Source organism: Bacillus sp. TE9106W (genome assembly GCF_054062215.1).
In genome coordinates this window covers 296,117-309,240 of sequence record NZ_JBSSFA010000002.1, presented here as the reverse complement: position 1 = coordinate 309,240, position 13,124 = coordinate 296,117, and the positions used below count along the sequence as shown (strand labels likewise).

Genomic DNA, 13,124 nt, shown 5'->3' with positions numbered 1-13,124 from the left:
AAGACCGTCTGGTTGCATCAAAAATGTGCAACCAGACGATCTTAGTAACCAATATGTATTACCGTAGACTCTAAGCTTTGCGGCCTATCCTTTCGAATAGTGTGCTAAAAATATCTTTTATTCTTTTTTTGTTTCATTTTCCTCTTAAACCAAATATTACTATACCGTCTGGACGGTTATAATTCAATACTCTATAAAATTGTTCTATTTTTCTAATAAAAAAAATAATTCAATACTACATTAAAGAAGCAATGGTGAATTATTTTCATATTATATAGTTAATATATTCTATTTATATGAATTATTAATAAGAGCTTGAATCACTTTTTCTCTTAACTCTGGCCTTAGTCTTCCAACCCCTAAATATTCCGAATACCATAATCCATCTGCTGCTAATCTAATAATTGTTGCACAAACTGAATCTATCTCATCATTTTCTATATTCTTTTGCAGTTGCTGAAATGATTGTTGTAATGGCTCAAGTAATTCAGGTTTTAACATGAATGCTGCCATCATACTACTAGACAACTCTTCTGTTCTTCTCTCGTTACTTAATCTTTCCTCTACAAAAGAGCGAACCCATCTTCCTTTCCTCTCTGTGTCTTCCGCTACTTTAGCGTAAATGGCCCCCTCATAATCCTCTACCCCTCTGACTATCATACCTTCTATTAAAGCTTCTTTATTTGAAAAGTGATACAATAATCCACCTTTACTTACACCCGCCTCTTTTGCTACTGCTTCTAAGGTTAATTTAGCAACCCCTTTACATTGCACAATTTGAGAAGCGGCTTCTAAAATCTTTTGCCGTGTTATACTTGTACTCATTTCTTTTTAAAACCCCATTTCTACTAAATTTATATAAATACGTATCTTATTTTTAATATCACTGAGTAATAATAAATATTTTCTTTATACAACAAAAGCTTCATCGCCTTTGAATTGTTCATTGCTTCTTCTATTAAAAATTTTCATATCATTCAATATGATAACATTAAATACACAATGATGACTATACATCTATACTTTTGTTTTCATTCCTAATATATCCATTAGTGAAATTTACTGTTTTAGTCCTTTTTTTACTTTATCATCTCTATTGTTTTACCTTATAAGACGACGTTAATTCTTCCATCTTTGCATAAAAAAATGTTATTACTCTTGTTAAATTGAGTAATAACATTTTTATTTAACAATTTTGCTTCCAACTAGCATCCTTCACATCTTCACTAGTTGGCTTTCTAACTGATTTCACAAAACATTCCTCGCAAGCACCAAACGTAATAAAATTTTTCTGCGCTTGCCTTAACGAAGCTTCATTTGCCCCGCCTTCAAAGTCAGGATTGTTAAACTGAATCTCATCATCTTCCCAATAACATATACTGCAAATTTCATATGTACCTGGTGGTTCTTCTTCTAATGTTTTATATCCGCAGCATGGACAAGTGTATTTCATTTTGTCACTCCATTATTAATTTGTTTTTTCTCCCATCTATTCCGGTCTACAAAGAATGTAACAGCGCAAATCATGGTTATCCCTATGAAATACATCGTTTCAAGAGTGCGAACTTCTTCATATGCAGCTGGAACTCCTACCATTACAGATACAAAAATAAAAACAATACTAAAAGCTAAAAGTAAATATAATAATAAAGATATAATATAGCTTAGTTTAAATCGTAAAATGATACCTCTAAACAATAGTTCACCAAGTAGACAGCCACCTAAAATGATAGGTACTCCGAAATACAATGTAAGGACTCCCATTTGCGCAGTAGATTGAATTATCTTACCAAGTATGTTCGGCGAAACCATCTCATTATTTGTTCCCATCCTATCATATAATCAAGTGCCGTTACTGAAATAAAGAAACTTAATATAGAAAATGAATATGGTATTAAAAATTTGCTCACTCTCATTCACCTCACTTTTCCTCCCACATATATTATTCATTATTTTCACAAAAAAACAGCCCGCCTTCCGCAAAAGACGAGCCATTCCACTTAATTCTCAATTATTCTCTTCTTATACCAATCCTGCATTCTCTCCGCATCTTCTACTCTCGTATGCTCTAATTTATAATTCGATGATGCACTGGAGAACTTATACGTACATAAATCCGCGCGGCGCTGGAAATAGGATTGCGTCTTTTCCATCGATTGGACGTGTCTTCTTCTAATAAGTCCTGTATATTTTCCGACGCTGCGATATACAAGTGTAATTTGCTCTCCGTTTACACTGTAACCATTTGTTTTAAATGTTGCGTAACCAAGTGTAAAGATGAGGATCGTGAGCGGAATTAGTGCCCACATGATGAAGTGCTTTTCAAAGTATATACTTATTCCAATAAGCGGAATAGCTATCATTGCGAAAAAGATGAAGCTATCAATGAGATAGCGGCGTAATGCTGCTTTTGGTAATGAAATAATATTTGTATTCAGTTCGTATGGTAGCTGTAAATGCGCGAGTAACTGTTGTACTCGATCTTTTCGAATGATTGGATGCAGTGTAACTTTTTCTTTTTCATTATCCGTTCCCTTACTTTGAATCACTTCTACTTGCACAGCACAATAGCCGAATGGCTGACGTAAAATACTTTCTTTTATCGTAATCCCTTGAATACGATGTAACTTTAGGACGAGTTCTTTTTTCTCAAGTAATCCTTGTGAAATGCGGACTTCGTCATTTCTTCGATTTACTGTGAAATCTCCATGTTTTAGCGCATAACCGATTGTAGATATAATCCACGAAAGGACGAGCAAAATAACTACCATGAAAATCCAGCCGTATATATCATATTCCATTACATACGACTTTACGTCATTCTCTATCCATTTCGGAATGTACTCCTCTACTTGGTGATACACAAAAAAGATTAACCAGAATAATAGCCCAAACTGACCCGATGTAACAGATGCTAGTAAAATTTCTTTCCAAGTCAATTTATATTCTGTCGTTTGTTTTTCTTCTGTAACGATTTCTTTTTCTATTGCATGTTCCGCTTTTTCGTCTAGCGTTCCTTCTGCTTTCACTTCTGGAGTTGGCTCATTTAGCAAAGCAATAAGCTCAGTTGCCTCTTCTACTGTAATACCGGCTAAGCTAACTTCCGCATCATCGCCCCCGCCAGCTGTTTCAATTTGGATTTTCTTTAAGCCAAGCATTTGATATAACACGTTAGAGCTTGTATTGATTGTTTGAACACGTTCTTTATTTAAGTAGCTCTCCTTCTTCACAAAGAGACCTTGTTTCACATGTAATACGTTATTTTCAACCCAATATGTTGTGTAATACCATTTTTCAAACGCTGAAAAGACAGTGAGTAAACCAAATGCAGCAGGAATTAAGTACCAAAACGGGAATTTTCCATTTAAGCTAAACATGAAAATAAAGAGTGGTATAAAATCTCTTATTTTTAATTCCAATAACATCGTGATCGGATGCTGCCTCTTATACATCCTCATCACTCACTTTCGCTAATTCTGCGATTTTCGTTTTCAACATTTCTGCTTCATACATCGTTAAGCCTGGGATGCTGTGAGAAGTTGCTGCTGTTGAAATGTGTAATTCTGCTAAACCGTATTTTCTCATAATCGGCCCTTGTTCAATCGTCACGTGCTGCACACGAATCATCGGTACTAATACGCGCTTTACGACGAAAAGGCCGTGCTGAATTTCAAGTTCTTCTTCATTTAGTTGGTAGCTGTAATAACGTTGACGTAGTTTCGGGAATAAGAAGTACGAAAATGGTGCGAACACAACTGTTAGCCCAATCATCACATACAAAATCCACGCCCACCAATCAAACTTTATCATAAGGAAAAGGTACGCTAACATGACGAGAATACCGATCCCTTCTTCTATTACAGCCCGAACTTTCCACACCTTGACCATGTCAGGGTGAATTTCATTTTTCAATGGATCCATGTAACCACTCCAAATCTAGTAATCTAATATATAAATAGTCTCAATCTATATTTTACATAACCTTACAGAAAATTGAAATTTAATCTTCTTTCTTCTCAGGTATAAAATATCCGAACCAAAGTAACCAAATGAAACCGATTAACTTCATCCAATTTCCATCCGCTTGAAAAGCTTCTATCATGCCTGGAATTTTATACACCCCAATAAATCCAAGAAAACCGAGCCACCAGTTTTTTTGCACTTTCACTTTTATTCCTCCTTCATGACGTTTTTCACATTTCGAATCCAAATGTCTTTATACTTTAACTGAAATCCCATGAGCATGTAATTGCTCATATTATCAATTACGAGCGCTAGCGTATGAGCGTTTTCTTCCGTTGCATGCTGTGACACAACGCCTAGTCTCGCGCCTTTCTTCAATAATTCGTGGAAACCATTTAAAAACTCTTCTTGTATTTCAAATAAGCGTTTCTGATACTTTTCATTTCGCGCCGCAGTTACGATAAATTCATTTATAACACGTAGTATTCCTTCTTGTCCTTCATACTCAGAGAGCATATGTAAACCATCTGCGATTAACTTTTCTACAAAATTTTCTTTCGTATATTGCTCTTTATCAAAATAACTCACGAAATGATAACCAGAAAAAATTTCTTCAAATAAAAAATCAACTAACGCTTCTTTAGAAGAGAAATGATAATAAATAGCCGGTTTTGAAATACCTACCTCTTTCGCAATCATGGAAAGACTCATCTTCTCAATGCCGTGCTCTGCCATAAGTTTAAATGAAGCCTCTACAATGTTTTGCGATGTTTGTAAATTCTTTGTCATACTGTACCTCACTTATTTTTACTTACCGGTCGGTAAATAAATTATAAAATGAAAAATCATCGTTTGCAAGTTTGATTCAAAACTACATATTACTTTCTCCATTTACTTTATGAATCAGAATCATATTCCTCCATAATTACTACAGTAATCTTTCATCCAGTTAAACTACAAAAAGCACCTTTGTGCGTGCTTCTTGTAATTTAATATTTAGGCCCCATGTAATCATAACTTTGATCTAACGCTTTTAATAAATCAATCGCACCCTTTAACTCTCTTTTATCAGACTCTAATTCTTCCATTCTTCTTTCAATATCTTTTTTAAAAGATTCTAAATCGCTAATGGCTTTTTTTCCTACTCCAAGTTGAGACCAGCTTGATAAGAGTAAATTATGTACATTACTTACAACCCTTTTATTATGGTTTAAATCTTGAATCATCTGGTCAAATTGTTGTAAAGCTTGGCTCAATACTTCTTCATTTAAGTAAATTCTCGGCATCCTAATCTTCTCCCTTAATATTGTTGATCCGTCTTTTTATAATCATCGGCTTTCTTTTCAATAAACTCTGAAATTTCCGTCGCTGTTCGTATGTACCAAAAACTTAAATGCTCTACATGTGCGCGTATATTATTTACTTTAGCTTCTACCCGTCTACTTTCAGCCGTTTCTAATAATGTCATCATATTAGAAATTAACCTTGGTACTCTATCTTGAAATTCTTGTGCGTTTCGCTTCATATCTCTTACAGCTTTTTCCAAATTCTCTACCACTACACGAATCTCTCCCCCGCCTAATAACGCGCCTGGTGAATCATAAACTCTTTCATTCGTGTCTACATTTAACAAGTATTTATTGGATAAAGACCCATTCTCTCCAAACCGGAAGTTTTGATCTGTTTGATAATGATAACCAGGGCCACTTATCGAATTTAAAAATCGAGTAACCTCCATCCCAAGCTTTTGCTGTAATGATAGCTTTGACATTTCTTCTTTCGAAATTGGTGGGGTTACCGCATAAGTAGAGCCTATATGACTTTCATATGCACCAAATGGTCCATAGCCAATTGAATCATTTCCGTGAACAACACTTACAATTCTATTATTAAACTCACCATTATTTGCTCTTTCTTGTAAATCAGGCGGTAACAAATGTTTGGCACTCGGCGCATTCCATGACATACATCTTACATTATCATTAGATGCCGCTGCATACTCCGCTAAAGCTCCCCCTAACGAATGACCCGTCGTATATATCTCTACATCATCCCTGTCCTTGTATGTATCCGTTACTTGTTTCATGACCCTTTCAGCTTGTTCAAATTGATTATGTGTTTCCCAGCGCTGATTCTCTTCATTCCAATATTTCTTTGAACCTGCATTCTCAGTTCCTGCTACTGGAGGTGCTGCTGGTTCATGAACACCTTCTCTTAATACAAAATGATTCGTATCCGTTTTTAAATCCTTCATACCTTCCCCTGGCTTCATCGGAATGCCTAAAGAGTTTTTCTCTATAATTTTATCCCCTTCTGTACCTCGGAAAGCTACCATAACTTGCTTTTTCCCATCCACATCTCTTTCAAAGACTACTGCGTCCATTCCGGTTTGTTTGTCGTGGAATGTCTCGCTCACTTCCCATTTTTGCAAAGGATTACCTTTTTTGTCAGTGACCTCAATACTGTTTCCTAACTTCTCATCATCACGATAAGCAAACCTTGACATTTGATAATAACTAGAATCTAAAACTTTATCATTTTCATTCAAAACATTTCCCCTCCCAGATAATTTAATATATTCTAAATATAGAATAACATTAATGGAGGGATTTTGATTGAAAAAAAATGGTATAAGATTATTCATTATCCTTACACTTATACTTTTAGGGGGATGCAGTATGAATAATAAAACAAATGAAGAAAAAGAAATAGTAGCAAAGGCAGAAGAGGTAACCATTAAATATTTTAAAGAAAGAGAGGAGCTCGATGTAGTAATTACAGGACATGAGTTCTCCCCCAATGATTTTCAAACTGTTTTTATAGATGGACATGTTAAAGGAGATAAAAGCAAAACGTTTGGAGTAGGTGTAGAATATGGGGGTGGAGAGTATAATATAAGTTCTAGGTCATACTCTAAAAATCTAAAATTAAAAGAATAATCATTAGACACTCACTAGAGTGTCTTTTTTACGTAAAATATTTTAGCATATAAATTTTTTTCTTAACAAAATGACTTGTATCTGTTTTTAAATCCTTCATACCTTCCTTGGCTTCATCGAAATGCCTAAAGAGTTTTTCTCTATAATTTTATCCCCTTCTGTCCCCCAGAGAGCTATCATAATTTGCTTTTCCCCATTCACATCTCGTAAAAAGACTACTGCGCCTATTCCAATTTATCGTGGAAAGCTTCTCCCTTTTCCTATTTTTGTAAACTTCGACCTTCTTTATTGGTAATAACAACTTCTTTTTCAATATCTTTATCAGATTTATACGTTGTGTCTGCTAATTGATCAAAAGTAGAATCTAAAACTTCATTTTTGTTACTCAAAACATTTATTTCCTACAACATTTGATATATTCTTATAATTAAGATAACATTTCCGGAGGATAAATATGGATATTACAATCAAAAAAATTAGTTTTTTTCTATTCTTTATATTTATTTCAAGTATTTTAGGGGGATGTACGATAAATCAAAAAAATGATGAACAACAAATCGTTGAAAAGGCACAAGAAAGGACAATCCAATACTTCAAAGAAAAACAAGACTTAGATGTAGTAATCACTGATTATAGATTTGGTCCAAGTGATTTACAAGGTATCTTTATCTCCGGCTATATAAAAAATGATGAAAGTAAAACATTTAATATTACAATAGAATACGGTGGAGATAAATATACAATAGGTTCTATATCTACAAGTGAAAATTTACATTTAAAATAATAAAGCAAAGGCACTCTTTTAAAGTGCCCTTTCTTTATCCCCCACCACACAATGTTCTGTGGATATAAAATTTAGTGAAGAGGAATATAATGCACTATTAACGGAGTGATTATTCGTGAAAAAATATGCTATAAGATTATTCTTTACTTTCACATTTATCCTTTTAGGAGGATGTACGATAGATCAAAAAAATACTGAACAACAAATAGTTAATAAAGCAACAGAAACTACAATCCAATATTTTAAAGAAAAAGAAAATTTAGAAGTGACTATTACGAATCATCGATTTCCTTCTAATGACATCGAAACTATTTTTATAACTGGTCATATCAAAGATGATACAAATAAGAAATTTACTACTTCAATTGATTATAAAGATGATTATAATATCGGTTCTATCTCTACCACTAATTTCAGCCTAAAACACTGAATAGACAATCTGAAATTTTCCTTTTAAACATTAATCATTAGAACAAAAAGACATCCTAAATGTGTGATTAGGATGTCTTTTTTATAAAACAAATCAATTCCTATTTAGATAAACCAAAAAAGTTTCATCTGTATTTTTATTATTTTCTTTCAAAACACTCCCTCCTTGTAAAAAATGATATATCCTAATAACTGAGACAACATCATTGGAGGGAGAAAATGATTATCAAATTCAAAAAAATTAGTTTTTATTTCCTTTTAATCTTAGTATTTGCTACTTTAGAAGGGTGTACTGTGGATAATAAAAAAGAAGAGCAACTAATAGTAGATAAGGCTACAGAAACAACCATTCAATATTTTAAAGAAAAAGAAAATCTAGAGGTAGTGATTACTAAACATAAGTTTGCTCCGAAGGACTTTCAAAGTGTTTGGATTTCAGGACATGTGAAAGATGATAAAAATAAAACATTCTCGGCAGCTGTTGAATACGCTAATAATTATCACATCGGTTCCATTTCCACATCTGAAGGTTTTGATTTAAAAAACTAAAATAGTTTCTCTTCAAAACTATTTTAGTTTTCTTCTTTCATTCAGGAGTGTCCCTTATAAGAAATAAAAAGCATCCTAAATCAAAATTTAGGATGCTTTCTTTTTAATCCCTCTTCAACAATCGCATACGATAACAATTCATCGTTACTTCCCCAAGTCTTTGCAGTAATTGATAGTTCGCATATGCACCGACCGGGGCACCGATTATTGGTACGAGCTGAAGCATTTTTGCTAAATCGATATAGTCTCGGTACTCTGTTTGGAACTTTTCCCAGTCCATATGATTTTCTTCTTCTGTATCCCACGTTTCGATGGCTTTCCATATTTCTTTTCGGTGTTCATCACTTGAAAAGGCAAGCTGGAAAACGTGAAGGATAAAAAGGCGCTCTTCTTTGTCGCTCGTATCAAATCCGTAGAGCGTTGCTGCATCGAATAAAAATTTAATTTTAATGCCGAGTAAAAGCGGAAAGTCAGCAAGGCCAAGGAGAATACCGCCTGCTCCCGTCCCTGCCCCTTCTGCCGCCGCTATTTTTTTGTACTCATCCATTTTTTTACGTACTTCGTCGTCTCTTCTTTGCAATGACCAGTTCGTCTCTTTTAATTTCGGCTTTATAAAGTTTGATCCGGCACTAATCGTTTGCACCATCATCCGAATCGTTTCCGTTAATACTTTTTGCACTTTCGCCGGAATAAGCTGTTGTACTTTCGTCTGCACTTTCTTAGAGAACCGTGTCATCATAGAAGAATCTTTCATGAATGTAGCTTTCCACTGCTCCAATTCTTTTATAACCTTCTCTTCATATGTAATCATAGGTTCATTCCCTTCAATTTAAACGCTCAATACGTTTCGCCCCGTATTGATAAACGAAACCGATACTAAATACTATGCTTACGACTAGTAAAATTCCCGTCATCATGAAATCTTTCGTCGCAAGGGCAAATATGATTGTAAAGATAATACTACCTGTAATAAGGATCGCATTTAGTAAAGTAAGAAAATCTTTCTTCTTCTCTTCTCCGCCTATTGGATACAAATCAAGCCAAATCTTCATGCGGTGATGCTTCCATAACGTTAAGAGCTGATAACCGATTAAGTATAGGAAAATAAAGCTTACGATAAATCGTCCATATAAAAACGGAATGAAGTACAAAATAACTCCGCCAAGAGCAAGCAGACGCACATATAATCCAAAATAATTACCAGATCGTAAGAAAGTTCTCGTATATAAGTATAAATAGGTACGCTTTTCGCCGATCATCGACAGAATGAAATCAAGCCATTTTCTACGTGCTACTCTTTCTTTTAATGCTGGTACATCAACGAACATATTCGCGATGCGGTACAGTAGCATCATCTTCTTACCTTCTTCAGAAATTAAATACTCCCAGTTTAATGGCTTTCCCTTCACCATTTGATGCATGATCGCAAGGTATAACACCATGAGAAGGATGATTCCGCCAATAAACATAACGGAAGTCCGTTCTACAAGGAAGTAAACAAATAATCCGTTTAAAATAAAACGAATGAACCAATCGGCTCTTTGTATATTTTGGTCTGTTAAAAATGATTTTTCCCACGCTACGAATAAATTCCATGCTTTTACAATGACAAACGCGATTACAATCCATATGTAAGCCGCTCCTGTTTGCTTCATTTGCTGGAAGTATAACGGGGCAAGCGCCGCTGCTACGATGGCGATTATGTATAACTGAATCATAAACGTAAAAAGAAATGCCTTTGTGAAGTATGGTTTTAACTTTTCTTCCACTGGCAGTAAGTAAACGAGATCTGCTTCTTTTAATAACGTTTGAATGGATCCGGCCGTTAATACGAGCCCAAGTAACACTGCCATAACGAGCGCGGTCGGAAACGAAGGTGTTAACGTTTGTAACCATTGCTGGTAATAATACGCTCCTGCGCCGATGATAAATACAAAAATAAATTTCAAATGATCATTAAATACGTATTTACTATATGTACGAACTTCTTGTAGAAAGTGACGAAATCGTTCTTTCCATAACGCTGTGCTATTCATAATCTTCTTCCTTCGTTAATGCAATGTAAATATCATCTAACGTTGCACCTGGCATATTAAACTGTGATTGCAGCTCAGATAATGTTCCCTTCGCTCTTACTTCGCCTTGATGCAAAATAATGAACGAATCACAATAACGCTCTGCCGTCGCTAAAATATGTGTACTCATTAAAATACCTGCACCGCTCTTTTTCATTTGATCCATCATTTGAAGGAGTGATTGAATTGCTAACGGATCAAGCCCAACGAACGGTTCGTCCACAATATAAAGAGATGGCTCCACTAAAAACGCACTCATAATCATTACTTTTTGTTTCATCCCTTTTGAGAAATGAGACGGAAACCATTTTAAACGATTTTTCATGCGAAATTCTTGTAATAGTTGTCCTACGCGTTCTTCATATTGTTTTTCCTCAACACCGTACGCCATCGCTGTTAACTTCAAATGTTCTTCTAGCGTTAGCTCATCATATAATACTGGTGTTTCTGGGATGAACGAAAAACTAGAACGGTACGCTGTCATATCATCACGAATTGTTTTCCCATTAATTGTGACAGTTCCTTTTTTCGGTTCCATTAAACCGATAATATGTTTAATCGTCGTACTTTTACCCGCTCCATTTAAACCGATTAAGCCGACAAGTTCACCTTTATTCACAGAGAACGAAACATCTTTTAATACAGGTCGTTTCGTATATCCTCCTGTAACATTTTCTACACGCAATAACTCGCTCATACGACACCACTTTCTTCATTTATATTCGTTCTATATTCATCTTACCAAAAATTACGCTGTACTACATAGTATCGATGCATTCAAAAAAAATTAAAATTTGTTCGCATATATTTTTACGAAAGCGGACATCATAATTAAGGAAGAAGGAACACATTGAAAAAGCAACCACCTATTGATGAGTACAACAACATAGTGAAGTCATCATGAAATGGGGTGTCCAAGTTGGACAAAGGAATTTACACATAACCAGATTATTTGTTTTATTTTCGAAACGGGGTGTCTCCGAAAGAGCATATACTGTTTTAAAAAGTAAACAATTTCATTTAAAAAGATTGCAATTCATTTCACTTGAAAATGGGGTGTCTACGGCAGAAACTTTAGCCGATTTACCGTGCATTTCTTAAAATAAATGAGGTGTCTGCGAAACGTAAATTACGATAATGCTTTTTCAATCCCTCTTCAGAAAACAGGAAGCTGAGTCAGCTTCCTGTTTTTCGTGTTTGTTCTCTTATGTAATTATGGTAAAATACGGCTAAGGATATTTGAAAGGATGAGATCGATGAATCATACAGCGGACAATTGTATTTTTTGTAAAATTATTGACGAGCAAATCCCTTGCTCAAAAGTATACGAAGATGAACATGTGCTTGCATTTTTAGATATTAGTCAAGTAACAAAAGGACATACACTTGTTATTCCAAAAGTTCACAAACAAGACATTTTTGCGTTAACGCCAGAAATCGCATCACACATTTTTTCTGTCGTTCCGAAAATCGCAAATGCGATTAAAGCAGAGTTTAATCCAGTTGGCTTTAACCTACTTAACAATAACGGCGAGAAAGCTGGACAAACTGTGTTCCACTTCCACCTTCATTTAATTCCACGCTACGGTGAAAACGATGGTTTCGGTGCTGTTTGGAAATCACATCAAAATGAGTACACAATGGAAAATTTACAAAACATCGCAAGTACAATTGCAAATAGTGTGAAATAGTGACACTATAATAAGAAGTAATACATAACAAGCCACTTTCCTAAAGTGATTAAATATTGCACGGCTTGTTTCTCCACTCAAGATGCCGGGGAATGTGCACCGCACACTTTTCTTTCCCTTGTCTTAAAGATATGCATATTTTTTCACATCATGAATACGAACAAAAAATAAGGAGGTCTCCTTTTATGTCAAAAGCTAAATCCTTTATTACAGGTGTCATTTGCGGCGGAGCAGTTGCTGGACTAGCCGTTCTTTTCTCTACTCCTTCTTCTGGCAAAGACATGCGCGGTAAGTTAAAAGAAAAAGGAAATGATATTAAAAAGACTTTAGCTGATATTACAGCTGATACGAAATTATTAAAACGTCAAATCGTTGAAACTGCTTCAGAAGGTAAAGAAGTGTTTCAAGAATTAAAAGACGATATGCACGATACGCTTTCTAACTGGAAGCAAGATATTTCTCAAAACAAACGACATATTGAGCAAGAGATTTTGGACATTCAAAAATCAATTGAGAAACTACAAGAAGCTGTTCCGGAAAAAGCGTAAACAAATTCCTGCTTAGTTTTTTGCATATAACAAATATTTTTTATATAAATTGACCTTAACACGGCATATCACATAGATATGCCGTGTTTTTATGCATTTACAATATATGTTATCACTTAACATGTATGGACAACACATGTACTCGC

Annotated in this window: 18 protein-coding genes, 2 pseudogenes and 1 riboswitch; of the genes and pseudogenes, 6 read left to right on the top strand and 14 right to left on the bottom strand. The window is 34.7% G+C overall.

Annotated elements, in window-relative coordinates:
* Positions 1–23 precede the first annotated feature (23 nt).
* Positions 24–116, bottom strand: a riboswitch (cyclic di-GMP riboswitch).
* 172 nt (positions 117–288) lie between these two features.
* The 9 genes and pseudogenes from ACVWY7_RS05175 to ACVWY7_RS05135 all read right to left on the bottom strand — a co-directional run bounded on the left by ACVWY7_RS05175 (position 289) and on the right by ACVWY7_RS05135 (position 6,511).
* Positions 289–825: a TetR/AcrR family transcriptional regulator gene (locus ACVWY7_RS05175; RefSeq protein WP_456523695.1), complete on the bottom strand. Its 537-nt coding sequence runs from the start codon at positions 823–825 to the stop codon at positions 289–291.
* 361 nt (positions 826–1,186) lie between these two features.
* Positions 1,187–1,453: a CPCC family cysteine-rich protein gene (locus ACVWY7_RS05170; protein ID WP_000877832.1), complete on the bottom strand. Its 267-nt coding sequence runs from the start codon at positions 1,451–1,453 to the stop codon at positions 1,187–1,189.
* A pseudogene (locus ACVWY7_RS05165) lies at positions 1,450–1,910 on the bottom strand (hypothetical protein). Before ACVWY7_RS05165 ends, ACVWY7_RS05170 begins: the two are co-directional and overlap by 4 nt.
* Before the next feature lie 90 nt (positions 1,911–2,000).
* Entirely contained in the window at positions 2,001–3,452 is a 1,452-nt protein-coding gene (locus ACVWY7_RS05160; protein ID WP_105989723.1) for a PH domain-containing protein, read from the bottom strand.
* Entirely contained in the window at positions 3,445–3,921 is a 477-nt protein-coding gene (locus ACVWY7_RS05155; protein ID WP_000371363.1) for a PH domain-containing protein, read from the bottom strand. Before ACVWY7_RS05155 ends, ACVWY7_RS05160 begins: the two co-directional genes overlap by 8 nt.
* Before the next feature lie 79 nt (positions 3,922–4,000).
* Positions 4,001–4,168 carry a hypothetical protein gene (locus ACVWY7_RS05150; RefSeq protein WP_181188843.1) on the bottom strand — a complete coding sequence of 56 codons (168 nt, stop codon included), beginning with the start codon at positions 4,166–4,168 and terminating at the stop codon, positions 4,001–4,003.
* A 2-nt stretch (positions 4,169–4,170) separates the two neighbouring features.
* The gene (locus tag ACVWY7_RS05145) at positions 4,171–4,752 is read right to left on the bottom strand and encodes a TetR/AcrR family transcriptional regulator (protein WP_000164857.1); all 582 of its coding nucleotides are present in this window, start codon (positions 4,750–4,752) and stop codon (positions 4,171–4,173) included.
* A 200-nt stretch (positions 4,753–4,952) separates the two neighbouring features.
* The gene (locus ACVWY7_RS05140) at positions 4,953–5,249 is read right to left on the bottom strand and encodes a hypothetical protein (protein ID WP_001137439.1); all 297 of its coding nucleotides are present in this window, start codon (positions 5,247–5,249) and stop codon (positions 4,953–4,955) included.
* A 14-nt stretch (positions 5,250–5,263) separates the two neighbouring features.
* Positions 5,264–6,511: a lipase family protein gene (locus ACVWY7_RS05135; protein ID WP_456523694.1), complete on the bottom strand. Its 1,248-nt coding sequence runs from the start codon at positions 6,509–6,511 to the stop codon at positions 5,264–5,266.
* A 67-nt stretch (positions 6,512–6,578) separates the two neighbouring features.
* Here ACVWY7_RS05135 and ACVWY7_RS05130 point away from each other — a divergent pair, with 67 nt between their 5' ends.
* Positions 6,579–6,902, top strand: coding sequence for a hypothetical protein (locus ACVWY7_RS05130; protein ID WP_071729444.1), 324 nt, complete (start codon positions 6,579–6,581; stop codon positions 6,900–6,902).
* A 55-nt stretch (positions 6,903–6,957) separates the two neighbouring features.
* Here the strand turns inward: ACVWY7_RS05130 and ACVWY7_RS05125 are convergent.
* Positions 6,958–7,153, bottom strand: a pseudogene (locus ACVWY7_RS05125) (lipase family protein); the annotation flags it as partial.
* A gap of 9 nt (positions 7,154–7,162) precedes the next feature.
* Positions 7,163–7,291: a hypothetical protein gene (locus ACVWY7_RS05120; protein WP_000066509.1), complete on the bottom strand. Its 129-nt coding sequence runs from the start codon at positions 7,289–7,291 to the stop codon at positions 7,163–7,165.
* Between the two features lie 65 nt (positions 7,292–7,356).
* On the opposite strand from ACVWY7_RS05120, the gene ACVWY7_RS05115 reads away from it, so the two are divergent.
* From ACVWY7_RS05115 to ACVWY7_RS05105, 3 genes are all read left to right on the top strand, one after another.
* A complete protein-coding gene (locus tag ACVWY7_RS05115; RefSeq protein WP_000355532.1) occupies positions 7,357–7,686 on the top strand; it encodes a hypothetical protein in 330 nt (109 codons plus the stop codon).
* 115 nt (positions 7,687–7,801) lie between these two features.
* Positions 7,802–8,116 (top strand): DUF1433 domain-containing protein, encoded by a 315-nt coding sequence (locus ACVWY7_RS05110; RefSeq protein ID WP_456523693.1) that lies wholly within the window; start codon positions 7,802–7,804, stop codon positions 8,114–8,116.
* Between the two features lie 218 nt (positions 8,117–8,334).
* The gene (locus tag ACVWY7_RS05105) at positions 8,335–8,664 is read left to right on the top strand and encodes a DUF1433 domain-containing protein (RefSeq protein ID WP_456523692.1); all 330 of its coding nucleotides are present in this window, start codon (positions 8,335–8,337) and stop codon (positions 8,662–8,664) included.
* Between the two features lie 103 nt (positions 8,665–8,767).
* Here the strand turns inward: ACVWY7_RS05105 and ecsC are convergent, their stop codons facing one another.
* Genes ecsC through ecsA form a run of 3 tightly spaced genes read right to left on the bottom strand, consistent with a single transcriptional unit; the run spans position 8,768 to position 11,436 of the window.
* The gene (ecsC, locus tag ACVWY7_RS05100; RefSeq protein WP_131260101.1) at positions 8,768–9,475 is read right to left on the bottom strand and encodes an ecs operon protein EcsC; all 708 of its coding nucleotides are present in this window, start codon (positions 9,473–9,475) and stop codon (positions 8,768–8,770) included.
* A gap of 13 nt (positions 9,476–9,488) precedes the next feature.
* Complete coding sequence (gene ecsB, locus ACVWY7_RS05095) at positions 9,489–10,700, bottom strand: ABC transporter permease EcsB (RefSeq protein WP_073525433.1); 1,212 nt, start codon at positions 10,698–10,700, stop codon at positions 9,489–9,491.
* Complete coding sequence (gene ecsA, locus ACVWY7_RS05090; RefSeq protein ID WP_001292612.1) at positions 10,693–11,436, bottom strand: ABC transporter ATP-binding protein EcsA; 744 nt, start codon at positions 11,434–11,436, stop codon at positions 10,693–10,695. Before ecsA ends, ecsB begins: the two co-directional genes overlap by 8 nt.
* A gap of 559 nt (positions 11,437–11,995) precedes the next feature.
* Here ecsA and ACVWY7_RS05085 point away from each other — a divergent pair.
* Together ACVWY7_RS05085 and ACVWY7_RS05080 are read left to right on the top strand one after the other, a co-directional pair.
* Positions 11,996–12,430 (top strand): HIT family protein, encoded by a 435-nt coding sequence (locus ACVWY7_RS05085; protein WP_073525431.1) that lies wholly within the window; start codon positions 11,996–11,998, stop codon positions 12,428–12,430.
* Positions 12,431–12,615: 185 nt separating this feature from the next.
* Positions 12,616–12,978 carry a YtxH domain-containing protein gene (locus ACVWY7_RS05080; RefSeq protein WP_000030301.1) on the top strand — a complete coding sequence of 121 codons (363 nt, stop codon included), beginning with the start codon at positions 12,616–12,618 and terminating at the stop codon, positions 12,976–12,978.
* The last annotated feature ends 146 nt before the right edge of the window (positions 12,979–13,124 follow it).

Coding starts and splice junctions, on each gene's coding strand:
- ACVWY7_RS05105 (WP_456523692.1), top strand. CDS start 8,335: ATGATTATCAAATTCAAAAAAATTAGTTTTTATTTCCTTTTAATCTTA.
- ACVWY7_RS05175 (WP_456523695.1), bottom strand. CDS start 825: ATGAGTACAAGTATAACACGGCAAAAGATTTTAGAAGCCGCTTCTCAA.
- ACVWY7_RS05085 (WP_073525431.1), top strand. CDS start 11,996: ATGAATCATACAGCGGACAATTGTATTTTTTGTAAAATTATTGACGAG.
- ACVWY7_RS05140 (WP_001137439.1), bottom strand. CDS start 5,249: ATGCCGAGAATTTACTTAAATGAAGAAGTATTGAGCCAAGCTTTACAA.
- ACVWY7_RS05160 (WP_105989723.1), bottom strand. CDS start 3,452: ATGTATAAGAGGCAGCATCCGATCACGATGTTATTGGAATTAAAAATA.
- ACVWY7_RS05145 (WP_000164857.1), bottom strand. CDS start 4,752: ATGACAAAGAATTTACAAACATCGCAAAACATTGTAGAGGCTTCATTT.
- ecsA (WP_001292612.1), bottom strand. CDS start 11,436: ATGAGCGAGTTATTGCGTGTAGAAAATGTTACAGGAGGATATACGAAA.
- ACVWY7_RS05170 (WP_000877832.1), bottom strand. CDS start 1,453: ATGAAATACACTTGTCCATGCTGCGGATATAAAACATTAGAAGAAGAA.
- ecsC (WP_131260101.1), bottom strand. CDS start 9,475: ATGATTACATATGAAGAGAAGGTTATAAAAGAATTGGAGCAGTGGAAA.
- ACVWY7_RS05155 (WP_000371363.1), bottom strand. CDS start 3,921: ATGGATCCATTGAAAAATGAAATTCACCCTGACATGGTCAAGGTGTGG.
- ecsB (WP_073525433.1), bottom strand. CDS start 10,700: ATGAATAGCACAGCGTTATGGAAAGAACGATTTCGTCACTTTCTACAA.
- ACVWY7_RS05080 (WP_000030301.1), top strand. CDS start 12,616: ATGTCAAAAGCTAAATCCTTTATTACAGGTGTCATTTGCGGCGGAGCA.
- ACVWY7_RS05115 (WP_000355532.1), top strand. CDS start 7,357: ATGGATATTACAATCAAAAAAATTAGTTTTTTTCTATTCTTTATATTT.